Raw genomic sequence first — 24,152 nt, forward strand, 5'->3', positions numbered from 1 at the left:
CGATTATTCAGACATCCGATTGCGTATCTGCCTGATCTGTAACGTTATTATCATCATTCGTATTGTTGTCATTTGAATCGTCGTCTTCCTCTTCCGATTCAGAAATACGTTCAACTGAAACAACTTTCTCGTTCTCGGCTGTATCGAAAATCGTGACACCTTTTGTCGACCGGCCTGCAATACGAATTCCTGCCACCGGAACACGGATGAGTTTTCCGCCATCCGAAACAAGCATGATCTGGTCTTTTTCTTCGACAGGGAAAGCTGCAACCAGTTTACCGATTTCGGCAGTCTTTGAAGGATCAGTCGCTCTTATCCCCTTGCCACCGCGACCGGAAATTCTGAACTCGTAGGATGAAGAACGTTTGCCATAACCGAATTGACTTACCGTCAACAACATCTGTTCATGTTGAGACAGTTCATTATAACGTGCGTCGCTAAGCTCGGCATCGCCTGTTGCTTCTTCTTCGTCAGTAATTGTCACATCATCGCTATCGTTACCGGCTGCACGGCGTTCGGCAACGGCGCGTTTGAGATAGGCCGAGCGTTCGGCCGGTGTTGCTTCGACATGCTCCAGAATAGCCATCGAGATGACTTTATCACCCTCACCGAGATTGATACCGCGCACACCGATGGAATTTCTACCGGCAAAGACACGAACATCGGAAACGGCGAAACGAATACATTGACCATCGGCAGTGGTCAGAACCACATCGTCATTTTCTGTACATGTATCGACAGAGAGAATTTCATCTTCATCATCGTCGAATTTCATCGCAATTTTGCCGTTGCGGTTAACCTGCACAAAGTCGGAAAGCTTGTTGCGCCGCACAGTGCCGCGCGTTGTCGCAAACATCACATCGAGTTCGCTCCAGCTTTCCTCATCCTCCGGCAAAGGCATGATTGTGGTGATGCGTTCGCCTTGCTGCAACGGCAGAAGATTGATAAGCGCTTTGCCGCGCGATTGGGGTGTTCCGACCGGCAAACGCCACACTTTTTCTTTGTAAACAATGCCGCGTGAAGAGAAGAACAGAACCGGCGCATGTGTATTGGCGACAAACAGGCGGGTTACAAAATCCTCGTCTTTTGTTGTCATACCGGAGCGGCCTTTACCACCGCGATGTTGCGCCCGATAAGTGTTGAGCGGAACCCGCTTGATATAGCCGCTATGGCTTACAGTGACGACCATTTCCTCACGCGCAATCAGGTCTTCGTCATCCATTTCGGCGCCACCGGAGCCGAATGATGTGAGACGGGGTGTAGCAAATTCATTGCGAACAGCCATCAATTCGTCTTTGACAATCGTCAAGACACGCAAACGAGACCCAAGAATATCAAGATAATCGGTAATTTCTGCGCCAATTTTATTGAGTTCATCGGCAATCTCGTCACGGCCCAAAGCTGTCAGGCGTTGCAAGCGCAGATCAAGAATGGCACGCGCCTGCTCTTCCGAAAGATTATAGGTGTTATCTTCGTGAATAATGTGACGTGGGTCATCAATCAGTTCGATCAGATGGCGCACTTCTGCTGCCGGCCAACGCCGCGTCATCAACTGGTCACGCGCGGTTTGCGGGTCCGGTGCATTACGGATAAGCTGGATGACTTCGTCAATATTGGCAACAGCAATTGCCAGACCAACCAAGACATGGGCACGTTCACGTGCTTTGCGCAGTAAAAACTTGGTACGCCGGGTAACAACCTCTTCACGGAACAGAACAAACGCCTTGAGCATGTCAAGGAGTGTCATTTGTTCAGGCTTGCCGCCATTCAAGGCCACCATATTGCAGCCGAAAGAGGTTTGCAAAGGTGTGTAGCGATAAAGCTGGTTCAAAACAACATCGGCAACGGCATCGCGCTTCAGCTCGATCACAACGCGATAGCCTTCACGATCGGATTCATCGCGTAAGTCCGAAATGCCTTCAATCCGTTTTTCGCGTACAAGCTCGGCAATTTTTTCGACCATTGTTGCTTTATTCACCTGATAGGGGATTTCAGTAACAACGATGGCCTGACGGTCATTACGAATATCTTCAACTTCAACCTTGGCACGCATGATGAGCGAACCACGTCCGGTTTCATAAGCCGAACGAATACCGGCGCGCCCAAGAATAATCCCGCCGGTCGGAAAATCCGGCCCCGGTATGATCTTGAGCATTTCGTCGAGTGTTATGGCCGGATTATCAATGAGAGCGACACAACCATCAACAATTTCACCAAGATTGTGCGGCGGAATATTGGTGGCCATACCGACCGCAATACCACCCGAACCATTCACCAGAAGATTGGGAAAACGTGCGGGAAGAACAATCGGTTCCTGCTCGCGGCCATCATAATTATCCTGAAAATCGACCGTTTCCTTGTCGATGTCAAAAAGCAGACTATCGGAAACTTTTTCCAGACGGCATTCGGTGTAACGCATAGCTGCCGGCGGATCACCATCAATCGAACCGAAGTTCCCCTGCCCGTCAATAAGCGGAACGCGCAGCGAAAAATCCTGCGCCATGCGCACCAGCGCATCATAGATAGATAAATCGCCATGCGGGTGGAATTTACCCATCACCTCGCCGACAACACCGGCAGATTTACGATAAGGCTTGTTATAAGAAAGGCCCATCTGGTTCATCGCATAGAGAATGCGTCGATGAACCGGCTTCATACCATCACGAACATCAGGCAGCGCACGCGATACAATCACGCTCATGGCGTAATCGAGGTAGGAGCGCTCCATTTCCTCCACAATATTGACCGGCTCAATACCGTTCGGATTTCCTGAATCTGGTGGTATAATTTGATCGTTCACGGCTACACAACTTCCTTAATAGAATCAGCCCTTCCTTTATAACGAAAAACGGCTTGAAAAGCTAATTTCTCTTGCCCATCTATGTGTGGATTTGGCTTTTCTTTTCAGTGTGTTATCAAGCCGGTCGAAAAATCGGTGGATGACTTTAAGGAAATTTTGTGCCATGAGAGCGCAATTGAAGAATTTTTATAAATCGCGATTTTTGACTTTATTTCTATCTTTGGCATTCATCGAATAATAATATATCCGGAAATAATAATGCATCCGGAATCCGACTGCCCCGAACCCGGCTATCTTGCCGAATGCAGGAAAACTCAAGGAGTAACAATCATGTTTGATGCAGGTTTGTTGCTGAACGCGTTTATCACTCTCATGGTCACGATTGATCCAGTGGGATTGGTGCCAATTTTCTTGGGGCTGACGCGTGACATGACCAATATGCAACGCAAATCCACCGCGATGGCTGCATCTGTGATTTCCTATATTATTCTGCTCGCTTTCGCACTTATCGGCGGGTCGATATTGGAAGGGCTGGGGATTTCGCTCGGTGCATTCGAGATTGCCGGTGGTATTCTATTATTTGCCATTGCATTCGAGATGATTTTTGAAAAACGCTCGGCAAGAAAACAGAAATCTGTGAAAACGGCTGTAACAAAAGATCATATTCACAATATCGCAGCCTTTCCCCTTGCTATACCGATGATTGCCGGTCCCGGCGCTATTTCCGCCACCATTTTGATGGCGAGCAAGAATCCGGGTTTTATCGGCACTGCCGTTTCCTGTTTTGTTATTCTGATTTCAGTGATTGTCTGTTACGGTTTTATGCTTCTCGCCCACCCGATTGACCGACTTCTTGGTGAAACGGGTAGAACGATACTGACCCGCCTCTTCGGTGTCATTCTTGCAGCATTGGCGGTTCAATTCGTCGCCAACGGCATTCTGGCTTTGTTTCACATAGCCTGAACCGGCACGCATCATTTCAGGATTGTTGTGCATATGAAGCGTTGCCGCTCCAATTTTCATGAAAAATCGTCGGAACGTCTAAACGACGAAATGTTCAAAACACTTCGGACAATACGGGTGACAATCGGGCAAAACAGTTCCCGAATATCCTGCTTCTGTCCAGCCAATCTTGCATACTCAAATATGGGCTACGTTTGGTATGACAAAAAATCTTAGAAATAAAAGTTGCAGCTTGATAAAAGCTCCCTGCTCCTCTTTTTCTAAAAGCTGCGATTCGCCTGAAAACAATGGAAACGGGGAGCTGTTTAAAATTTCTGAATGATGCAAATAAGGTTCCAGAAAGATCACGACACCGCATTGTGCGGTAATCTCAATTCAACGCGTTAAACGGCAATCGCAATTTATGATAACCGTTAAAATACGGGAGCCTCAAAACGGAACATCGTCATCAAGCTGGCGCGAAAAATTGCTTCCTGACTGATTGTTTCCGCCCTGATCGGAATTGCCGTAGCCGCCGCCAAAACCGCCGGAACCGGATTGATCGCTCACCTGCTGACGGCTGCCACCACCTTCGCCGCGGCTATCAAGCATTTGCAATTCACCGCGATATTTTTGCAAAACAATCTCGGTTGTATAACGGTCGTTACCGTTCTGATCCTGCCATTTGCGGGTTTGTAACTGCCCCTCGATATAAACCTTCGCGCCTTTTTTAAGATATTGCTCGACAACTTTGACCAGATTTTCGTTAAAAATAACCACACTGTGCCATTCTGTCCGTTCGCGACGCTCGCCTGTATTACGGTCACGCCACGTATCCGACGTTGCAATGCGTAAACTTGCCACTTGATCGCCAGAATTCATTCTGCGAATTTCCGGATCTGCACCGAGATTACCAATCAGAATGACCTTGTTAACACTGCCTGCCATTATCAAAACTCCAAACCACGCGGCAAAAAGCCGAAAATTAAATGCTAAAGCTCAATTTGCCACCATATAATCTATTTTCAAGCTTGAGGCAAAAAAGGCCGGTTTATTCGTGCAATTTCCACAGAACTTCTTTTTCAGTTATTTTTTAAGTTGAATTCTTACCATTGCAATTTCTGATAGTCTCACCTATTTGAGAGCGAGTGTTCCATTTTTGTTCTTTCCCCGCAAGGCCAAATATGTCCGATCAGAAATATATTTCAATACGTGGTGCCCGCCAACATAATTTAAAGAACATAGATCTTGATCTGCCAAGAGACAAACTGATTGTCATGACAGGTCTTTCCGGATCCGGTAAATCCTCGCTTGCTTTCGATACGATCTATGCCGAAGGGCAAAGGCGATATGTGGAAAGTCTTTCAGCCTATGCCAGACAGTTTCTGGAAATGATGCAAAAACCGGATGTAGACCAGATTGACGGTCTCTCTCCGGCTATTTCCATTGAACAAAAGACCACGAGTCGTAACCCGCGTTCAACTGTCGGCACGGTCACAGAAATTCACGATTATATGCGCTTGTTGTTTGCGCGGGTGGGTGTGCCCTATTCACCGGTTACAGGATTGCCGATTGAAAGCCAGACTGTGAGCCAGATGGTTGATCGCATTCTGGCACTCCCGGAAGGAACGAGACTTTATATTCTGGCTCCGCTCGTGCGCGGGCGCAAAGGCGAATATAAAAAGGAAATGGCCGACCTTCTTAAAAAAGGTTTCCAGCGTGTCAAAATCGACGGCGTTTTTTATGAAATAGCCGATGTTCCGGAACTCGATAAAAAATACAAACATGATATTGATGTTGTCGTCGATCGTCTCGTTGTGAAACCCGACATTTCAGCCCGTCTTGCCGATAGTCTTGAAACCTGCCTTCATCTGGCTGACGGATTGGCTGTTGCCGAACTTGCCGACAAGCCGCTTCCGAAAGAACAGACAGCCGGAGGTTCGGCCAATAAATCGAAAAACGATACACACGAACGTTTACTCTTTTCCGAAAAGTTTGCCTGCCCTGTTTCGGGCTTTACGATTCCCGAAATAGAGCCACGGCTTTTTTCTTTTAACAATCCGTTCGGTGCTTGCCCGACCTGTGACGGCTTGGGGTCGCTACAGGCAATTGATCCGGCCATGGTGGTTCCTGACGAGAATTTGTCGTTGAAAGCAGGTGCTATTGCTCCGTGGTCGAAATCCTCTTCACCCTATTACAATCAAACACTTGAAGCGCTTGGGAAGGCTTATCATTTCAAGCTCACAGACAAATGGAAAGACCTTTCCGAAGAAGCCCGTCACGCGATTCTTTACGGCACGGGCAAGAAAGAAGTCACCTTTACCTATCACGACGGGATGCGTTCCTATTCTGCGACAAAAAGTTTTGAAGGTGTCATTCCCAATATGGAACGGCGCTGGAAAGAAACCGATTCGGCCTGGTCACGCGAGGAGATTGAACGTTATATGTCGTCTTCCCCTTGTCCGGCATGTAAAGGCTATCGGTTGAAGCCGGAAGCACTGGCTGTAAAAATCAACAAGCTTCACATTGGCGAAGTGTCCGAAATGTCGATTTCCAAAGCCGATAAATGGTTTCAGGAAGTGGATAAAACTTTCAATGAAAAACAGAAGAATATTGCTTCACGTATTTTGAAAGAAATTCGCGACCGTTTGAAATTTCTGAATGATGTCGGGCTTGAATATCTCACACTGGCGCGCGCTTCCGGTACGTTATCGGGCGGTGAAAGCCAGCGCATCCGGCTTGCTTCGCAAATCGGTTCAGGATTAACAGGCGTTCTCTATGTTCTTGATGAGCCGTCTATCGGATTGCACCAGCGCGATAATGCACGTCTTCTTGAAACACTTAAACATCTACGTGATCTCGGCAATACGGTGATTGTTGTCGAACATGATGAAGATGCCATTCTGACTGCCGATTATGTCGTCGACATCGGTCCGGCTGCGGGAGTTAATGGCGGTAAAGTTGTCGCTCAAGGAACGCCAAAAGATATTATGGATGATCCGGCATCGCTCACCGGCCAATATCTTTCAGGCAAAATGTTCGTTCCCGTACCGGCCGAACGCCGCAAAATTTCCAAGACAAAAAAATTGCGTGTTGTCGGGGCGAGAGGCAACAATTTAAAGAACATTACTGCCGATATTCCGCTTGGGACGTTTACCTGTGTTACCGGTGTTTCGGGTGGCGGCAAATCGACATTCCTTATCGAAACACTGTTCAAAGCAGCCTCGCGGCGCATCATGGGAAGCCGTGAACATCCGGCCGAACATGATCGAATCGAGGGGCTTGAATATCTCGACAAAGTTATCGACATTGACCAATCCCCGATCGGGCGCACTCCGCGCTCAAATCCGGCAACCTATACCGGTGCATTTACCCCGATACGTGACTGGTTTGCCGGTTTGCCGGAAGCAAAGGCCCGCGGTTATCAGCCAGGACGTTTTTCATTCAACGTCAAGGGCGGGCGCTGTGAAGCCTGTCAAGGCGACGGCGTCATAAAAATCGAAATGCATTTTTTACCGGATGTCTACGTGACATGTGATGTCTGCCACGGCAAACGCTATAATCGGGAAACGCTGGAAGTTACCTATAAGGGTAAATCCATCGCCGATGTTCTTGATATGACGGTGGATGAAGCGGCGGAGTTTTTCCAGGCAGTACCGGCCATTCGCGACAAAATGGATACATTGGTCAAGGTTGGACTTGGCTACATCAAGGTCGGGCAACAGGCGACCACTCTTTCCGGCGGTGAAGCACAGCGCGTAAAGCTTGCCAAGGAACTGGCACGCAAGGCAACCGGCCGGACACTCTATATTCTTGACGAGCCGACGACAGGCCTGCACTTCCACGATGTTGCGAAACTTCTTGAGGTTCTGCATGAACTGGTCGATCAGGGAAATACTGTTGCCGTTATCGAGCATAATCTTGAAGTCATCAAAACTGCCGACTGGATCATCGACCTTGGTCCGGAAGGTGGCGATGGCGGCGGCGAAATTGTTGCTGTCGGCCGTCCGGAAGATATTGTGAAAGTGGAACGCTCTTACACCGGACAGTTCCTGAAAGAACTTCTGGAACGCCGGCCAACGAAAAAAGCGTTATCGCAATAATTGAAGGAAAAGCGACACTTCAAGGAAGATCAAAGCGGGCACATTCACAGCCCGCTTTTTATTTGATTCATCATTTATTTGCTTTTTATGTGTCCACATCCTTTACTTGCTTTTCGGCACGTCTTCGGCTCTCTTTATTCACGTCCCGCTTTTCGTACGCCACATCTATAGCCCGCTTTTTATGCGGCACATCCTAGGCTTGTTTTTTGTGGACTACGTCTCCGGCACTCTACACCCATGGCTCGCTTTTCGTGCACCTCGTTCATAACGTTTTTTGTTTGTCGGGTTCATAGCCTGCTCTTAGTGGACTACGTCTCCAGCTCTCCTTTTGTGCGTTACGTTTCAGTTCTCTTTTCTTGCCCCTCGTTCATGACGTTTTTGTTTGTCGGGTTCATGGCCTGCTCTTGGTGGACTACGTCTCCAGCTCTCCTTTTGTGCGTTACGTTTCGGTTCTCTTTTCTTGCCCCTCGTTCATGACGTTTTTGTCTGTCGGGTTCATGGCCTGCTCTTGGTGGACTACGTCTCCGACCCTCCTTTTGTGCGTTACGTTTCGGTTCTCTTTTCTTGGCTACATCCGCTGCCTATTTTTGTATGGATTGTTATATCCGCGAGGTAATGGGTGAATTGCGGACAAGTTACTGAAACCAAATTGCAGTAATGTGATTTCGTGCAGAGACATAAATCCCGTAAGTTCTATGTGTGGCTTTCAAGTTATTTGCCGAAAATGCCGATAGAGGCCGCATAAACGAGCTTTAAAAAAGCTTCATTTGGCGCAAAAAGACGAAAATCGAATATAATAATAAAATTAAAACAATGCATTATAGGTTTTTTTTAATTTATTAAATAAAGCCTTTGCGGACAGACACAAAATACGCAATTTCGTATTCAATGTCATTGAAAATCAAAGATCTGGAAGACTTCAATAACCGGATGTGCGCAATAATTATGCGCCCTCATATTCGGCAAAACGAATAAGATGATAGAGAATAAAAAAATGGCGGCCAAAGCCGCCATTAAAAATATTATTGGATAGGATTTTAGAAATTGCGCTGCATACGCAACATTCCCTGAACGGCATTGTCGCCATGGAATGTAACGCGCGAACCATCGTCCCACTTCTTGTCATTGCCGAAGTTCAGATAGGAAACTTCAGGTGTTACAACGAGACCCGGAACAAGTTCATAAGCCATATTGACCGATGCGCTGAAAACGTCTGTGTCATCATAGGTCAACTGCGAATTGAAAGAAGCCTTTTTGGTAGCTTTATAGGTTGTACCACCCCAAACGGCCCAATCGCCACCCCAATCACCATATTGGCTGGTGTGCATGCGATAATAGTAATCATGCTTTCTGTTGGGACGATCATCGTTATAAACATCGTCATAGGCGTAATAGTCGTCATTGCTCTTGTAACCGCCCATGACCCAAACCGACAATTGATCGGTGACGTTCAAGTTAACACGCAGCTTGGCAGCCCATTCTTCCCATTGTGCATCATAAGCGCCAATAGCAGCGATGGAGCCCCAGCCCTGTACGAATTTCGCACCAAGGAGAACATTCGGTGTGTAATCATCAATACTGCTACCACTATAGAAATGGCGGGCATTGGGGTCATTGCGGTAGGCTTTTCCAGAATCCGTTGCAACACGTCTACCCATGCCCTTCAGATAGTAGTTGTCGCCAGCATTGTCGCTGCCACCATCAGTCCCCTGTTCAACACCGATGATTGCCGAAAAACCGTTATCAGCGGAAAATGTATAGCTCAAAACATTGGTACGCTGGAACATGCCGGGATCGACGACATCATCGTTCAAGACCTTGCCGAGATAACCCGTCCAATGCCAGAAAATCGATTCGTCAACACCAACGCGCAAACCGCCCAATTCTATATAAGCAAAGTGAGCCTGCCCACTCAAAGTATCATTGCCATCGTCCCATTGGTTACGCAGCTCAACCATAGTGCGCAACGTACCAAGCTCGGTTTCGCTTGCTGTCTGGAAGCGCAATTCACCACGAGCACGCCATGCATATGTATCGCGGTCTTTTTTGCCTTTATATGCATAGACATTGTCGCCACCTTTTATGTCGGCGCGCATATACCCGCCAACACGCATACAGGTATCGGTTCCGGGAATATAGAAATAACCCTGCCCATAAGCATCACAAACACGCACAAATTCGACGGGTTCAGGTTCGGCTACAACAACATCGGCAGCATAAGATGCACTCGATATGACCACGGCAGCAGCAGAACCGGCCAATAGTGCTTTTATTTTCATAAGGAATTCTCCCTCTGCTCGGTAGGTTTGTTAATCAGAATATGATGGATGTGTTATGCGGCAGTGTCGCTGCAATTTAAAGTCAAAATCTTTCAATATTCATATCTATAGTTAAATTGTGATAAATTAGTCACATAACGAATTCACCCAGAACGAGGGGAATTGCCGAAACAATATCTTCCGCAATCATACCGATACCAAAATGTTCCGCGCAGCGTGCATGAATAAAAACACCGGCGCAAGCCGCCTCGAAAGGTAGCATTTTTTGCGCGCTCAAGCCGCCGACAATGCCGGAAAGCACATCTCCGGAACCGGCAGTGGCAAGATAGGGAGTTCCGTTGACGTTGACTGCCAGACGGCCTTCAGGAGAAGCAATGATTGTATCGGCACCTTTATAGACAACAACAGCGCCGCAATCTATTGCTGCTTTCGCGGCTTTCTCGATACGCGACAGGCCGTCCATCTTTGCAACAGAAGGGAAAACACGCTGAAACTCGCCTTCATGCGGCGTCAATATCACATTGACCGGCGACTTTTTGATAAGTGGAAATATGTCTTCGCTCTTTCCTGCTATGGCCGTTAATGCATCCGCATCGAGAACAAGTGTGAAAACCCCGCTCTTTGTCAATATTGATCGGGTGATTGATAATGCCCGTTCCAGTGAACCGAATGCAGGCCCCAAGATAACCGATCGCACTTTTCTATTTTCCAGAAATGCGAGAATTTCCGTGTCGCTGCCCATTTCGTCGAGCATAATACTGGTGAGATGCATTGCATGAACGGCAAGTGCATCTTCCGGCGAGAGGATTGTAACAAGCCCCGCCCCGCTTCTGGCTGCGGCATGAGCGGCAAGTCTTGCAGCACCGGTTGACGACTGATGACCGGAAAAAACCACCGCATGACCGCGCCGATATTTATGCGTATCATAATCAAGTGTCGGCCAATCTTTCAGCCAGAGCGACGGAAAATTGATATAATTTTCCGGTTTTATTGTTTGAAGAACGCTCGCGGGAATTCCTATATCAGCAAGCCTGATTTCGCCGCAACAGGCGCGTCCAGGATAACAAACATGTCCCGGCTTCAACCGGAAGAATGTTACGGTCTTCGTTGCCTTGATCGCTTCGCCATTTAAAGCGCCGGTGCGCCCGAAAACGCCGGAAGGCAAATCAATCGCAATAACGGGAACACCACTTTCATTGATCTTTTTTAAACTTGCCTGAAGCGGCTTATCCAACGGTCTATCAAGTCCTGCCCCATATAATGCATCTATAATGACATCGAAATCTTCCGGAGACGAAAATGCGTCAAACGCCCGACAGTCACCTTTCCACAAAGCGGCTGCTTTTTCTGCGTCACTTCCTGCTCTTGGTTTTGCCAATGAAAATATATAAGGCTCGAAACCATGGGCTTTTAGAATATGTGCGGCCATATAACCGTCACCACCGTTATTTCCGGGACCACACAAGACAGCAATTTTGCGAACATGACGATAGTCATCGAGAATAATGTCGGCAACAGCCTTTCCGGCACGTTCCATGAGCTTGAAACTATCCCCGCCATTCAAGCTTGCAGCGAGATGATCCGCCTCGCCCATTTCTTTCGGGGTTAAAAGTTCTATCGGAAATTTATGCGCTTCAATCCTAGCCATTGCATGTTTTTTAGTCAGTTCGCCCATTTTTTATTCACCTCACACGTAAATTCCCGAACACAGTATAACCGGTTCCCCTGCATTTGCCACGGTTAACAATGTATGAATTGCTTTGTCTGGCAAAATCTTGTTGAGATAGCGGATATTTTTTCAACTTGGCATAAAACATGCTTATAAAATATTAGTGAATACAACAAATCAAAATAAAGCGGTTACCGAAGCTAAATTTTAACGTTGGAGGCAAGATCAATATGAAAAAAATCGAAGCTATCATTAAGCCATTCAAGCTTGATGAAGTGAAGGAAGCTCTTCAAGACGTCGGTTTACAAGGCATAACCGTTACCGAAGCCAAGGGTTTCGGGCGTCAGAAAGGCCACACCGAACTTTATCGCGGTGCCGAATATGTTGTTGATTTTCTTCCCAAGGTCAAAGTTGAAATTGTTGTTGCCGATGAAACTGTAGAATCTGCAATTGAAGCAATACGCAAGGCAGCCCAGACCGGTCGCATCGGCGACGGAAAAATTTTCGTTTCTTCTGTAGAAGAGGTTATCCGCATTCGCACAGGAGAGACGGGCGTAGACGCAATCTAAGCCATAAGTAAAATCATGCCCCGCATAGGGGCATGTCCGATCAACCCTTTATTACTTTTAAATAAGGAATGTAATATGACGACTGCATCTGATGTCCTTAAACAAATTAAGGATAATGACATTCGCTTTGTAGATTTGCGTTTTAGTGATCCTAAAGGCAAGCTGCAACATGTAACCATGGATATAGCTGAAATCAGTGAAGACACATTCGCTGATGGTGTTATGTTTGACGGATCTTCGATCAGCGGATGGAAAGCAATCAATGAGTCGGATATGGTATTGATGCCGGATCCAACCACCGCCCATATGGACCCGTTTTTTGCCCAATCCACAATGGTTATTCTTTGCGATGTTCTCGATCCGGTATCGGGTGAATCCTATAACCGTGATCCGCGTTCGACAGCAAAGAAAGCCGAAGCCTATTTGAAATCTTTGGGCATTGGCGACACGGTCAATGTTGGTCCTGAAGCAGAATTTTTCATCTTTGACGATGTACGCTTCAAAAACGACCCCTACAACACCGGCTTCAAGCTTGATTCAAACGAGTTCCCGTCAAATGACGACACCGAATACGAGATGGGCAACCTCGGTCACCGGCCACGCGTCAAGGGCGGTTATTTTCCGGTTCCTCCGATTGATTCCTGTCAGGATATCCGTTCGGAAATGTTGACTGCGCTTACCGATATGGGCGTTCGTGTTGAAAAACATCACCATGAAGTTGCAGCCGCCCAGCATGAATTGGGTATCCGCTTCGACACATTGGTGCGTGAAGCCGACAAAATGCAGATATTCAAATATGTCGTGCATCAAGTCGCCAACACTTACGGAAAATCGGCCACATTTATGCCGAAACCGATCTTTGGCGACAACGGTTCGGGTATGCACGTCCACATGTCGATCTGGAAAGATGGCAAGCCGACATTTGCCGGCAATGAATATGCCGGTCTTTCGGAATCCTGCCTGTTCTTCATCGGCGGTATCATCAAACACGCAAAAGCGATCAACGCTTTCACCAACCCGTCGACCAACTCGTACAAGCGTCTTGTTCCCGGCTATGAAGCTCCGGTTCTGCTCGCCTATTCGGCACGTAACCGTTCGGCTTCCTGCCGTATTCCTTTCGGTTCTTCGCCGAACTCAAAACGCGTGGAAATCCGTTTTCCTGATGCGACAGCCAATCCTTATCTGGCTTTCTCGGCAATTTTGATGGCCGGCCTCGACGGCATTAAAAACAAGATCCATCCCGGACAGGCTATGGATAAGGATCTTTATGATCTGCCTCCAAAAGAACTGAAAAAAATCCCGACTGTTTCGGGAAGCTTGCGTGAAGCACTGCAATGTCTCGATAAAGACCGTGCCTTCCTTAAAGCCGGTGATGTATTCGATGACGACCAGATCGATTCGTTTATCGAATTGAAGATGGAAGAGGTTCTGCGTTTCGAGATGACACCTCATCCGATCGAATTCGATATGTATTATTCTGTCTGATTTTCATTAACCAAGATCATTGAAAACGGGGGCTTCGGCCTCCGTTTTTGTAACAATCGCTGCCTTTTTCCTGTCACGCTTTGCCTTTAAACTGGGAGTTCCTTATAAAGGATTTATGAGTAACTAGTATCGAAGGTAAGTTATGCGCCGTATCCTCCCAATTATCGTTGGTTTTTCACTCCTTTTCAGCGGCACTTTCGCGGCTCATGCGCGCTCCGCCACTGATGAAGAAATTAAAATGTTGACCGATGCCACGAATAATTATGCGACAGCGTTACAGACATCCAATTTCGATGCGGTTTTAAACGCGATTCCGCCGCGCATTATCCAGACACTTGCTGCGCAATCGAAAGTCGATCAGGAACAATTTCGGCAAATCATGGTAAGCCAGATGAAACAGCTCGCCGAAACCTATAAAGTTGACAAGATAACAATAGGCCAATCGAAAAAGCGCGCCGGCGAGTTTGAAGATGGAACGCCCTATTATATCATTCCGACCGACTTTGTGATAACAACCAACGGGAGCGAGAAAAACCAGATTAAAGGCGAACTCGTCGCTATTCTCGATAATAATCAATGGTATTTTGTTCGCGGCGATGATGCAACAACGCTTTCAACAATGAGCGCTGCCTTTCCGGGGTTTGAAAAAATCAAACTCAGTGCACCGGAAGTAAAGAAGATAAAATAATCCTTTGCATCTGTCGGCCGGAACCTTAGGAATCGTAAAGTAACTGTAAGGGTGTTTGTAGCCAATATCCGTTGAAAATATGCGATTTTTCAACCGGCGAAGCGCCTTATCGTTGCGTGTTGAACATGATTTCCAAATGGTTAGGCGGGGTCAAAAACCGTCCGGATAAGGTCGGAAAGCGCTTTTGTTGCCCTTGATAATACGCCTTTCCCGATTGTAGGTTAAAAAACGTGGCTGTTGAAATAGCTGTCGCAAAGCTATTTTTTTAAGATCAAGCTAACCGGAATAGGCGTTTATAACGGCTATTCTGCTCAACATGCCAGCATTACAATTGATAGCCCTTCAACTATCTGATTATCAAGGATAAATCTAGAGGCAGAATGCCTTTGACAACAAGGATGGTTGTCATCATAAACAACTCTGAGCGGAATGCAGCGCAAAACCGGTCGCTTAAAGAATCTCGACACGGCCTGTTCATAAAGATTTCATTCAACAGATTAAAACTGCATCACTATTGATTTTGGCGTTGCCAAAACAGAAATCGTGGCGGCTGTCCTCGCTGTTTATCAAGCCTTAATGCCGGAAAACCGCTTCGAGACCGAGTTTTGGCGTTGCCAAAACAGAAATCGTGGCGGCTGTCCCCGCTATTTATCGAGCCTTGAAGCCGGGGAACCGCTTCAACACCGAGTTTTGGCGTTGCCAAAATGGAAATCGAACGGGCTTCCCCTGCCCTTTTTCAAGCCTTGATGTGGAGGCCAAAATAATTCCGGAATTTAAGTCCAAACATTTCTGGAATGCGTGGCTCCCGCATCAATGCTGTTATCCGTCTCAGGCGTTCTTTTCCATACTTACTGTTTTCATTGACCGTTTTGTAAATTTCGATCAGCAAGCATAAAACTGCGAAGGTTTTAAAGAGCGATCAAACCACTTTGATCTGCACACTGATATTATTACGTGTCGCGTTTGAATAGGGACAAATCTCGTTATGGGCTGTGTGAGCCGCCATTTCAGCCTGCTGTTTATCCAGCCCTTCAAGATGCACCGTCAAAATAACAGATAGTTCAAAACCGGTGGTTTTGCGTGGACCAATGCCAACTTCGGCTTTGACGTAACTGCCGGGTTCAACTTTGAAACCGGCTTTTTGTGCTGCAAAACGTGTAGCCGATTCAAAACATGCGGCATATCCGGCGGCAAAAAGCGTTTCGGGGTTTAAGCCGACTTTACCGTCTCCACCCATTTCTTTGGGTTTTACCAGATCGATGTCAAGCGCCCCATCTTCCGAATGTACATGCCCTTCCCGTCCGCCTTCGGCAATAGCTGTTGTCCTATAAACGATATTCGATAACATGGTGCTTTCACTCCTTGGTAAAACAAACTCAAGGCTTTAACCTAGTGTTTTTTTATAGAGAAGCAATAATCGAGCGGGCTAGTTCTGAAAATTATTGGTTTTCGATTGCCGCGATGACGGAAACAGCCGCTTCATATTCGGCTTGGTGATAGGCGCGTTTGGTAGCAGCTTCCTGATCTTCCCCCCAATGTTCAATCGTCCAATCCTCGTCAAGATGGGCAAGTTGCCAGGCTTGTGAAAGATTTATTTTTCCTTTCCAGACAGCAAGCGCGAGCAAAGCCGAGCCACAAAGTGTGGTGATGGAATGTAAGGCCGCAAGCACATAAGGCGAATCTACAGCCTTAAGCGCATTTTCTATTGCCAGAATTGATTCATCGGGCTGTTTTACAAACATGACCCCTTCAGTCAGCATGAAGCGCGCACCATAATTCTGGTGGATCCAGTCCAATACGGGGTCCCAATGAAGATGTTGTCTTTCAGCAAGTTCCTTTGGTGAATCGGCACGATAAAAGAGCATATCATTGCCTGCAAATTCCAATATTTCATCGCGTACGGCTTCCATATGGTCGATGACGCCATCAATAATGGAATTGACGAGACGTGTAATCGGCATTTTTGCAGGATCAATTGTCTGTTTTTGAGTATCGAATTCGCGTGCAACCATGCGGGCAAGAGCTTCATTGGGCAAAACCAATTTATTCCGCGCCGGAGTTTTGACGGTTTTACCGTCAAGCACCACCGCAAATGTGCCGCCTTCCTGTTCGACTGCTGCGTTTTTATAAAAACGTTTCGGCAATTCGCGTCTGGATAGGAGCTGTGCCTGTTTTACCGGATCGGACTTTTCGGCTTCATCATTCAATTCTTCAAGAAATTCACGCATTGCTTTTTCTTTCCAATATCGGAATTAACTCTTCCGGTTCGCGGACAATTGTTCCCGCTCCCGCCTCTTTCAGTGCTTCGGGCGTATGATAACCCCATGAAACGCCGATTGCATTCGCATGGGCAAGTTTGGCCATTTGCATGTCGTAAATTGAATCGCCAATTACAAATGTATTATCGGGTGAAACACCAGTCTGTTTACAGCTTTCCAGAACCATGGCGGGATTGGGTTTTGAAGGGCAATCATCGGCTGTTTTGATGGTGATAAAACAATGAAGTTTGTATGCTTCACAGATTTTATCGACGGCCAATCGCGTCTTTCCGGTAACAAGCCCCAACAAAATATCATCGTTCTGTTCAAGCGTCGTCAAGGTTTCCATAATTCCGGGGAAAAGTGGTTCGGTAAAAGAAATATCCCCCCTGAATTTTGTGAAATTCTGCTTATAGGCCGTTGCCATTTCAAGAATTTCATCATCCACCGGACGTTTCAGCAGCTCTGCTATTGCAACTTCAAGCGAAAGGCCTATGACCCTTTCGGTTTCATCAAGGCTTGGCTCTTTATATGAAAATTGTTGGAACACCGTGGTCATCACATGCTGGATAGTGAATGCACTATCAACCAGTGTTCCATCACAATCAAAAAGCGCAAGGCGAAGCGGCGTGTCGCTCAATCGGTATCTCCGTCATTTTCATCAAAAGCAAGAAGATTGAAACTTTGAACCATGTGGGGTGGCAGCGGTGCTGTTACGTCCAATATCCCGCCCGACGGATTAGGAATTCTTATGCGCCGTGCATGAAGATGTAGCCGGTTCTGGATGCCACCGGGTAGTTCCCAATTCTGGTCTGCATAAAAATATTTCGGGTCGCCAATAATGGGGTGGCCAATATAGGCGGCATGAACGCGTAATTGGTGGGTACGACCGGTATAAGGTTCCATTTCGAGCCATGACAAAATCTGTCCACGTGTATCAATAACACGATAATGCGAAACCGCATGGTCGGAATCCGGTTCGCCATGGGGACATACCCGCATTTTATCGCCATCAGGTGTTGATTCTTTTACGAGCCATGTTGAAATCTTGTCTTCGCGTTTTTTGGGAACGCCCCTTACCAAAGCCCAGTAGGTTTTCTTGGTTTCACGTGCACGAAAGGCTGCTGCCAAAGCTTGAGCGGCCGAGCGTGTTTTGGCAACAACCAGTACGCCCGCTGTATCACGATCAAGACGATGGACGAGGCGCGGTTTTTCGCCTTTTTGGTTGCGCCAGGCTTCAAGCATTCCGTCGACATGACGGGTGACACCGGAGCCGCCCTGAACGGCGAGACCAGCCGGTTTGTTAAACACATAAAGCTTCTTGTCTTCATAAAGCAGCATCTGCTTCAAAACATCGCCGTCGTCCTGCCCGCGAATGGTTTTGCCGGTGAGCGGTAGAGTACCCTTTTCATCAACAGGTAACGGCGGAACACGGACAGATTGTCCGGTTTGAAGTCTTGTATCCGACTTGACCCGACCGCCATCAACGCGAATCTGCCCCGACCGCAACAGCTTTTGCAAGTGACCAAATCCAAGCCCCGGATAGTGTGCCTTGAACCAACGGTCGACGCGCATGCCGTTTTCGTCTTCATCTACTTGTTTTATTTCTACACCGGCCATCATTATCTCCTTGTCGCCCTCTCTAGCATCATCGGACAACAATAGCGACATGATTTATCATCGCGATCACGCAGCGTTACATTGTGTTGCTAAAAGTGGTTTCGCTGATCGTAAATTGAACGGTAGCGCATCTTACATAAACGCTATAAACAGTTGACCGTATTTTTTAACAGACGGCTATCGGGGCAAGGCGTCATTGGAGAATAAGCTTGTCGCTTTTTAAAACTTATACGCGCGCAGTCAGCTATTTGATGACAGAAAAGAGAACTGTCATCATTATATGTGCAGCCAATATTGCCATGGCGGCAGTACAAGTTTTCATACCGAAAATTTTCGGATGGATTATTGACGAGCTTTCATTGACTGCACAAGCCGTATCGAGCGGCACTGCTTTTTCTGCCGGTGACACATTTACCGCGGTGATTCCCTATCTTGCACTGTGGACGGCACTTGGCATGTTTTCCATTATTGCAACAGTCATGGTTGATCGCGGTGCCGACCGCCTCGCCCATCGCAGGCGCTTGGGAGTATTGGCTGAATCCTACCAGCGCATTATCAATATGCCGCTTGCCTGGCACCAGAAGATAGGCACATCCAACGCACTTCATACCATGCTGCGCGCATGTGAATCCATGTTTACCATGTGGCTCGAATTCATGCGTCAGCATTTGGCATCCATGATCCAGCTTGTGATTTTGTTGAGTGTCGCAATCTGGACCGATTACCGGTTGTCGATCGTGCTGATTTCACTTGGCATTATTTACATTATGATTGCGCGGCTGGTCATGACCAAGACAAAAACCGGTCAGGAATCGGTCGAAAAATACCACCTCGCCCTCTTTGAACATGTCACGGATTCCATTTCCAATGTCTCGGTTGTTCAAAGCTATAACCGCGGGGATGAAGAGAGTGCGCGGGTCAAACAGAACGCACAAAATGTTCTTAAAGCCCAATATCCGGTTTTGAACTGGTGGGCATTGGCTGCCGGACTTAACCGCATGGCCTCGACAATTACAGTCATCGTTGTCATTGTTCTTGGTGCCTATCTTGTTTCAAAAGGCATTCTCAATATTGGTGATGTGGTTGCTTTTGTTTTCTTTTCACAGATGATGATCGGACAGCTCGACCAAATCAGCAATTTCATCAATCTCATCGGTTCCAACCGTGCAAAGCTTGATGCATTCTACGACATGATGGATTCAACAATTGCTGCTGCCGAACCGGAAGGTTTACCGTCTTTGACCAATGTTAAAGGCGACATTCGTTTCGACCATGTAACACATGAATTCTCCAACACGTTACAAGGTGTCTATGACATCAGTTTTGAAATCAAGCCCGGCCAGACGGCGGCTATTGTCGGCCCTACCGGTGCCGGTAAAACAACACTGATTAATCTCTTGCAGCGCATCTATGACCCTGAATCGGGCGTGATAACGATAGATGGTGTCGATACACGGACGGTCAATCGCGCATCACTTCGTCATGCTATGGCGACCGTGTTTCAGGATTCCGGTTTATTCAACCGGACGATCAAGGAAAATATCAGCATCGGCCGGCCTGAAGCAACCGACGAAGAGATATATGAAGCCGCCAAGATCGCGGCAGCCAATGATTTTATTCGTGCAAAAACCAATGGTTACGACACAAGGGTGGGAGAACGCGGTTCTCTCCTTTCCGGTGGCGAACGCCAGAGGCTCGCAATCGCCAGAGCTGTATTGAAAAATTCCCCTATCTTCGTTCTTGATGAAGCAACAAGTGCATTGGATGTTGAAACAGAAGCGCGTGTTAAAGAAGCAATCGACACAGTAAGCCGGAACCGCACAACGATTATTATTGCTCATCGCCTATCGACAGTTCGTAACGCCGATCTGGTCTTGTTTATGGATCGTGGACACATTGTCGAACAAGGAAGTTTTGACGAACTTGCTGAAAAAGGTGGCCGCTTTACAGCGCTCCTCAAAGCGGGTGGCTTGACGATCGACCATTCACCCCATGCACTCAACCACGATAATGTTGCCCAACATTAGATCGCCTATCTAAAATAATTGGCTTTGAACATTCGTTCCGGCAATGAAATGACGAATACCGCAGAACCGGTATTGTAAAACTGCCGGACATTGTTCCTGTAGCCGCATAAGCAAGTGGACTTTTGAACCCCGCACATGCATAACGATAGCATTCATAACAGCAAAAAACAGGAGCTGAAGCCTAAACCCCCTCCTTCAAACTCTCCTGTCGCCTATCTCATGTGATAGATGATTTTGAAGTGCCGACACCTTTCGAGACAAATAATCTGAAAAATAGCACTGAAACGGCGAGTGCTGTATTGCATCCATTGACACATTGGCAGGTCTTTTCACTCGAATGATAAATCTGGCGAAAAGCCAATCCGGTTTCATCGCTTTTGACACTTCGCGCCATTCCGCTAACGCTCCGATATAAAGAACGAACATAGGCAACAGTTTCCTTTACCTGACGCAATAGACACCGAAATGCAAAACACGGAGATGGAAGACAAGGAAATGGAAGACGAGGAAATGGAAGACGAGGAAATGGAAGACGGGGAAATGGATTATCGCCTTACAAAATCAAATCGGCATCTGATCTCTTTATCGATATTTTTGAAACAATAGCTATTGATCGCACAGCCTGCTTGAGTTTCAAAACCATTTCTCTTTTAAATTTAAGTCAATAAAATTAACTTTCAAAAGAGCATCGCAAAACTTGATGATCTTCAATCGTAAGAAACAATCTATTTTCAGAACTATATAAAAGTTATCTTGTTAAGAATATTAACAATACAAAATATAGTGAAAATTATACTAAATAAGCGATATAAATTCTTATAAAAATATAAAATATGACAAAAAACATTGAGCAACCGGCTTCCGCTCGACAAAAGGTTCAAATACGATAACATTCATAAATCCGGCTGCCTGAAACCAGAAACGGCCAATTGTGTAATTGTGCAAGATAACAATAAAAAAGCGGGACTTGCCCGCTTTTTAAACTTATTTTGTCAGGTTCTGCCGCAAAGCTTTTAGCGCATCCGCGGCTTTTTGACCGTCCGGTCCACCGGCTTGCGCCATATCCGGCCGACCGCCGCCGCCTTTGCCGCCAAGGACTTCCGATAAGGCTTTGACCAGAGCCACTGCATTGTAACGGCTCGTCAAATCATCGGTAACGCCAACGACGGCACTTGCCTTGCCATCTTCCGAAACGCCGATGAAAGCGACAATACCGCTTCCGATCTTGTTCTTTCCGGCATCTGCCAATGGCTTCAAATCTTTAGGAGAAACGCCATGAACAACGCGCCCCATAAACGATACACCGTTAATCTCTTCAATATCGGGTTCTGAATGGTTGGCTGTGCCGCCAGTCAAGGCCAGTTGTTTTCTGGCTTCGTTCAATTCTTTTTCAAGTTTACGACGTTCCTCGACCAGAATATGGACGCGTTCCAGTGCTTCCTGCGGCGTTGTTTTCAGCACATTGGCAATTTCGTGAACGCGTTGATCCTGACCGTCAAGATAATGACGGGCGGCATCGCCGGTCAATGCTTCGATACGGCGAACTCCCGCAGCAACAGCACTTTCCGATACAATACGGATAAGTCCTATATCACCGGTACGTTTCACATGCGTACCACCACAAAGTTCGAGCGACCAAGGCCGATTTCCGACCTTCGTCGGGTCAACCCTTTGCCCCATAGAAACAACACGAACCTCGTCACCATATTTTTCGCCAAATAGAGCCATAGCTCCTTCTGCAATCGCATCATCGACGCTCATCAACCGTGTGGTGACAGGGCTATTTTGCAAAACGATTTCGTTCGCCAAATCCTCTACCTGCTTGATTTCTTCGGCAGTCATGGGTTTCGGATGAGAAAAGTCGAAACGCAAGCGTTCCGGTGTTACCAATGACCCTTTCTGGGCGACATGGGTTCCAAGTGTTTCGCGAAGAGCTTCATGGAGAAGATGTGTTGCCGAATGATTGGCGCGGATTTTACGGCGTCTTTTTTGGTCTACATCAAGCTCGACCACGTCACCGGTTTTGATTGACCCTTTTTTCGAGCTTCCGATGTGGATGAACACACCATTGGCTTTTTTCTGTGTATCAGTGACATCGAAAGTAAATTTTTCGCCGGAAATTGTGCCGGTGTCCCCGACCTGTCCGCCCGATTCACCATAGAAAGGCGTCTGGTTAACCACCAGTGCCCCTTCTTCACCTTCCTTAAGCTCGTCGACGATCTTTCCATCTTTGACAATGGCAGTAATCACTGCTTCAGCTTTTTCTGTCTCATAGCCTAGAAATTCGGTCGAACCGACGCGATCTCTGACAGCAAACCAAACGGTTTCGGTTGCTTCTTCACCCGACCCCGCCCAATTGGCACGGGCTTCGGCCTTTTGCCGTTCCATGGCCTTGTCGAAAGCCTCGACATCAACCGTTATATTGCGGCGACGAAGCGCATCCTGAGTAAGATCAAGCGGAAAACCATAGGTGTCATACAGTTTGAATGCGGTTTCGCCATCAAGATGATCGCCCGATTTCAGATTATGGCTTGCCTCGTTCAACAAATTGAGGCCGCGCTCCAAAGTCTTGCGGAAGCGTGTTTCTTCCAACCGCAAAGTTTCCGAAATAAGTGCCTCTGCCCGTATAAGTTCGGGATAGGCTTGCCCCATTTCGCGTATCAATGTCGGCAGAAGGCGCCACATCAAAGGTTCCTTAGCGCCAAGCAATTCGGCATGACGCATGGCGCGACGCATAATCCGGCGCAATACATAGCCGCGCCCCTCGTTTGACGGCAAAACACCGTCGGCAATGAGGAATGCGGATGAGCGCAAATGATCGGCAATAACGCGGTGACTTGCAACAAATTCACCTTCTGCTTTGACACCTGTTGCTTCTTCCGAAGCGCGGATCAACGTTTTGAAAAGGTCAATATCATAATTGTCATGAACACCCTGCAAGACAGCCGCAATACGTTCCAATCCCATGCCGGTATCAATGGATGGCCGCGGCAAATCATTACGCTGGTCTTTTGTAACCTGCTCGTATTGCATGAAAACAAGGTTCCAGATTTCGATATACCGGTCACCATCTTCTTCTGCACTTCCCGGAACTCCACCCCAAATTTTATCACCATGGTCGTAGAATATTTCGGAACAGGGGCCGCACGGGCCGGTATCACCCATGGCCCAGAAATTGTCATTGGTTGAAATCCTGATGATCTTGTCGTCAGAAAGCCCGGCAATCTTTTTCCAAAGATCAGCGGCCACATCGTCTTCGTGATAAACAGTGACCAACAGCTTTTCTTTCGGCAAACAAAATTCTTTGGTCAACAAATTCCACGCGAAATAAATCGCCTGTTCCTTGAAATAATCGCCGAAAGAAAAGTTGCCGAGCATCTCGAAAAACGTGTGGTGGCGTGCAGTGTAACCGACATTGTCGAGATCATTGTGTTTACCACCGGCACGAACACATTTTTGTGCTGTTGTCGCTCTTTTATAAGGGCGCTGCTCAAGACCGGTAAAAACATTCTTGAATTGTACCATTCCCGCATTGGTAAACATCAATGTCGGATCATTTCTGGGCACAAGCGGACTTGAGGGAACAATCTCATGCCCGTTTCTGTGGAAATAATCCAGAAAAGTTGACCGGATCTCGTTAACACTATTCATAACTGACACCTGTACTGGCCATAAAGCGCTGTTGCGCTTTTAGGATTTTTTAAAACTATAT

17 protein-coding genes are annotated in these 24,152 nt (G+C 47.1%); 7 read left to right on the plus strand and 10 right to left on the minus strand.

Translation table 11 applies throughout. The features are described from left to right. Nucleotides 1-7 precede the first annotated feature (7 nt). Entirely contained in the window at nt 8-2,728 is a 2,721-nt protein-coding gene (gyrA, locus tag GQS64_RS08070) for a DNA gyrase subunit A (RefSeq protein ID WP_198231349.1), read from the minus strand. Between the two features lie 402 nt (nt 2,729-3,130). On the opposite strand from gyrA, the gene GQS64_RS08075 reads away from it, so the two are divergent. Further along, on the plus strand, nt 3,131-3,763 hold the full coding sequence (locus tag GQS64_RS08075; RefSeq protein ID WP_077994569.1) for a MarC family protein: 633 nt from the start codon (nt 3,131-3,133) through the stop codon (nt 3,761-3,763). A 429-nt stretch (nt 3,764-4,192) separates the two neighbouring features. Here the strand turns inward: GQS64_RS08075 and GQS64_RS08080 are convergent, their stop codons facing one another. Continuing rightward, on the minus strand, nt 4,193-4,690 hold the full coding sequence (locus GQS64_RS08080) for a single-stranded DNA-binding protein (RefSeq protein WP_077992462.1): 498 nt from the start codon (nt 4,688-4,690) through the stop codon (nt 4,193-4,195). Nucleotides 4,691-4,926: 236 nt separating this feature from the next. Here GQS64_RS08080 and uvrA point away from each other — a divergent pair, with 236 nt between their 5' ends. Further along, nucleotides 4,927-7,845 (plus strand): excinuclease ABC subunit UvrA, encoded by a 2,919-nt coding sequence (gene uvrA, locus GQS64_RS08085; protein ID WP_198231224.1) that lies wholly within the window; start codon nt 4,927-4,929, stop codon nt 7,843-7,845. 1,037 nt (nt 7,846-8,882) lie between these two features. Here uvrA and GQS64_RS08090 read toward each other — a convergent pair. Continuing rightward, nucleotides 8,883-10,124, minus strand: a complete 1,242-nt coding sequence (locus GQS64_RS08090) for a porin (RefSeq protein ID WP_198231225.1) — start codon at nt 10,122-10,124, stop codon at nt 8,883-8,885. A gap of 130 nt (nt 10,125-10,254) precedes the next feature. Continuing rightward, nucleotides 10,255-11,799 (minus strand): NAD(P)H-hydrate dehydratase, encoded by a 1,545-nt coding sequence (locus GQS64_RS08095; protein WP_246798523.1) that lies wholly within the window; start codon nt 11,797-11,799, stop codon nt 10,255-10,257. A 224-nt stretch (nt 11,800-12,023) separates the two neighbouring features. Here GQS64_RS08095 and GQS64_RS08100 point away from each other — a divergent pair, with 224 nt between their 5' ends. From GQS64_RS08100 to GQS64_RS08110, 3 genes are all read left to right on the plus strand, one after another. Continuing rightward, entirely contained in the window at nt 12,024-12,362 is a 339-nt protein-coding gene (locus tag GQS64_RS08100; protein WP_198231226.1) for a P-II family nitrogen regulator, read from the plus strand. A gap of 75 nt (nt 12,363-12,437) precedes the next feature. After that, a complete protein-coding gene (glnA, locus tag GQS64_RS08105) occupies nt 12,438-13,847 on the plus strand; it encodes a type I glutamate--ammonia ligase (protein ID WP_198231227.1) in 1,410 nt (469 codons plus the stop codon). Nucleotides 13,848-13,989: 142 nt separating this feature from the next. Then, nucleotides 13,990-14,535 (plus strand): hypothetical protein, encoded by a 546-nt coding sequence (locus tag GQS64_RS08110; RefSeq protein WP_077992473.1) that lies wholly within the window; start codon nt 13,990-13,992, stop codon nt 14,533-14,535. A 919-nt stretch (nt 14,536-15,454) separates the two neighbouring features. On the opposite strand, the gene GQS64_RS08115 is transcribed toward GQS64_RS08110, so the two are convergent. The 4 genes from GQS64_RS08115 to GQS64_RS08130 form a co-directional block, all read right to left on the minus strand. Continuing rightward, nucleotides 15,455-15,883, minus strand: a complete 429-nt coding sequence (locus GQS64_RS08115; protein ID WP_077992475.1) for an organic hydroperoxide resistance protein — start codon at nt 15,881-15,883, stop codon at nt 15,455-15,457. Between the two features lie 91 nt (nt 15,884-15,974). Continuing rightward, on the minus strand, nt 15,975-16,763 hold the full coding sequence (locus GQS64_RS08120; RefSeq protein ID WP_198231228.1) for an ATP12 family chaperone protein: 789 nt from the start codon (nt 16,761-16,763) through the stop codon (nt 15,975-15,977). After that, nucleotides 16,756-17,433: an HAD-IA family hydrolase gene (locus GQS64_RS08125; protein WP_198231229.1), complete on the minus strand. Its 678-nt coding sequence runs from the start codon at nt 17,431-17,433 to the stop codon at nt 16,756-16,758. The genes GQS64_RS08120 and GQS64_RS08125 overlap by 8 nt, the downstream gene beginning before the upstream one ends. Continuing rightward, nucleotides 17,430-18,413 (minus strand): RluA family pseudouridine synthase, encoded by a 984-nt coding sequence (locus GQS64_RS08130; protein WP_198231351.1) that lies wholly within the window; start codon nt 18,411-18,413, stop codon nt 17,430-17,432. Before GQS64_RS08130 ends, GQS64_RS08125 begins: the two co-directional genes overlap by 4 nt. Before the next feature lie 209 nt (nt 18,414-18,622). Here GQS64_RS08130 and GQS64_RS08135 point away from each other — a divergent pair, with 209 nt between their 5' ends. Further along, nucleotides 18,623-20,440: a glucan ABC transporter ATP-binding protein/ permease gene (locus tag GQS64_RS08135; RefSeq protein ID WP_077992481.1), complete on the plus strand. Its 1,818-nt coding sequence runs from the start codon at nt 18,623-18,625 to the stop codon at nt 20,438-20,440. A gap of 217 nt (nt 20,441-20,657) precedes the next feature. On the opposite strand, the gene GQS64_RS08140 is transcribed toward GQS64_RS08135, so the two are convergent. Beyond that, nucleotides 20,658-20,834, minus strand: coding sequence for a hypothetical protein (locus GQS64_RS08140; protein ID WP_198231230.1), 177 nt, complete (start codon nt 20,832-20,834; stop codon nt 20,658-20,660). A 71-nt stretch (nt 20,835-20,905) separates the two neighbouring features. On the opposite strand from GQS64_RS08140, the gene GQS64_RS08145 reads away from it, so the two are divergent. Then, nucleotides 20,906-21,046 (plus strand): hypothetical protein, encoded by a 141-nt coding sequence (locus tag GQS64_RS08145; RefSeq protein ID WP_198231231.1) that lies wholly within the window; start codon nt 20,906-20,908, stop codon nt 21,044-21,046. A gap of 378 nt (nt 21,047-21,424) precedes the next feature. On the opposite strand, the gene alaS is transcribed toward GQS64_RS08145, so the two are convergent. Further along, the gene (alaS, locus tag GQS64_RS08150) at nt 21,425-24,091 is read right to left on the minus strand and encodes an alanine--tRNA ligase (protein ID WP_198231232.1); all 2,667 of its coding nucleotides are present in this window, start codon (nt 24,089-24,091) and stop codon (nt 21,425-21,427) included. Nucleotides 24,092-24,152: the final 61 nt, after the last annotated feature.

Origin of the sequence: Bartonella sp. P0282 (assembly GCF_048452985.1) — a bacterium.
GTDB classification, from domain to species: Bacteria; Pseudomonadota; Alphaproteobacteria; order Rhizobiales; family Rhizobiaceae; genus Bartonella; species Bartonella choladocola.

What these genes read in the sequence shown, in the direction of transcription:
- gyrA (WP_198231349.1), bottom strand. Translation starts at nt 2,728, where the DNA reads ATGGAGCGCTCCTACCTCGATTACGCCATGAGCGTGATTGTATCGCGT.
- GQS64_RS08075 (WP_077994569.1), top strand. Translation starts at nt 3,131, where the DNA reads ATGTTTGATGCAGGTTTGTTGCTGAACGCGTTTATCACTCTCATGGTC.
- GQS64_RS08080 (WP_077992462.1), bottom strand. Translation starts at nt 4,690, where the DNA reads ATGGCAGGCAGTGTTAACAAGGTCATTCTGATTGGTAATCTCGGTGCA.
- uvrA (WP_198231224.1), top strand. Translation starts at nt 4,927, where the DNA reads ATGTCCGATCAGAAATATATTTCAATACGTGGTGCCCGCCAACATAAT.
- GQS64_RS08090 (WP_198231225.1), bottom strand. Translation starts at nt 10,124, where the DNA reads ATGAAAATAAAAGCACTATTGGCCGGTTCTGCTGCTGCCGTGGTCATA.
- GQS64_RS08095 (WP_246798523.1), bottom strand. Translation starts at nt 11,799, where the DNA reads ATGGGCGAACTGACTAAAAAACATGCAATGGCTAGGATTGAAGCGCAT.
- GQS64_RS08100 (WP_198231226.1), top strand. Translation starts at nt 12,024, where the DNA reads ATGAAAAAAATCGAAGCTATCATTAAGCCATTCAAGCTTGATGAAGTG.
- glnA (WP_198231227.1), top strand. Translation starts at nt 12,438, where the DNA reads ATGACGACTGCATCTGATGTCCTTAAACAAATTAAGGATAATGACATT.
- GQS64_RS08110 (WP_077992473.1), top strand. Translation starts at nt 13,990, where the DNA reads ATGCGCCGTATCCTCCCAATTATCGTTGGTTTTTCACTCCTTTTCAGC.
- GQS64_RS08115 (WP_077992475.1), bottom strand. Translation starts at nt 15,883, where the DNA reads ATGTTATCGAATATCGTTTATAGGACAACAGCTATTGCCGAAGGCGGA.
- GQS64_RS08120 (WP_198231228.1), bottom strand. Translation starts at nt 16,763, where the DNA reads ATGCGTGAATTTCTTGAAGAATTGAATGATGAAGCCGAAAAGTCCGAT.
- GQS64_RS08130 (WP_198231351.1), bottom strand. Translation starts at nt 18,413, where the DNA reads ATGGCCGGTGTAGAAATAAAACAAGTAGATGAAGACGAAAACGGCATG.
- GQS64_RS08140 (WP_198231230.1), bottom strand. Translation starts at nt 20,834, where the DNA reads ATGGCGCGAAGTGTCAAAAGCGATGAAACCGGATTGGCTTTTCGCCAG.
- GQS64_RS08145 (WP_198231231.1), top strand. Translation starts at nt 20,906, where the DNA reads ATGCAAAACACGGAGATGGAAGACAAGGAAATGGAAGACGAGGAAATG.
- alaS (WP_198231232.1), bottom strand. Translation starts at nt 24,091, where the DNA reads ATGAATAGTGTTAACGAGATCCGGTCAACTTTTCTGGATTATTTCCAC.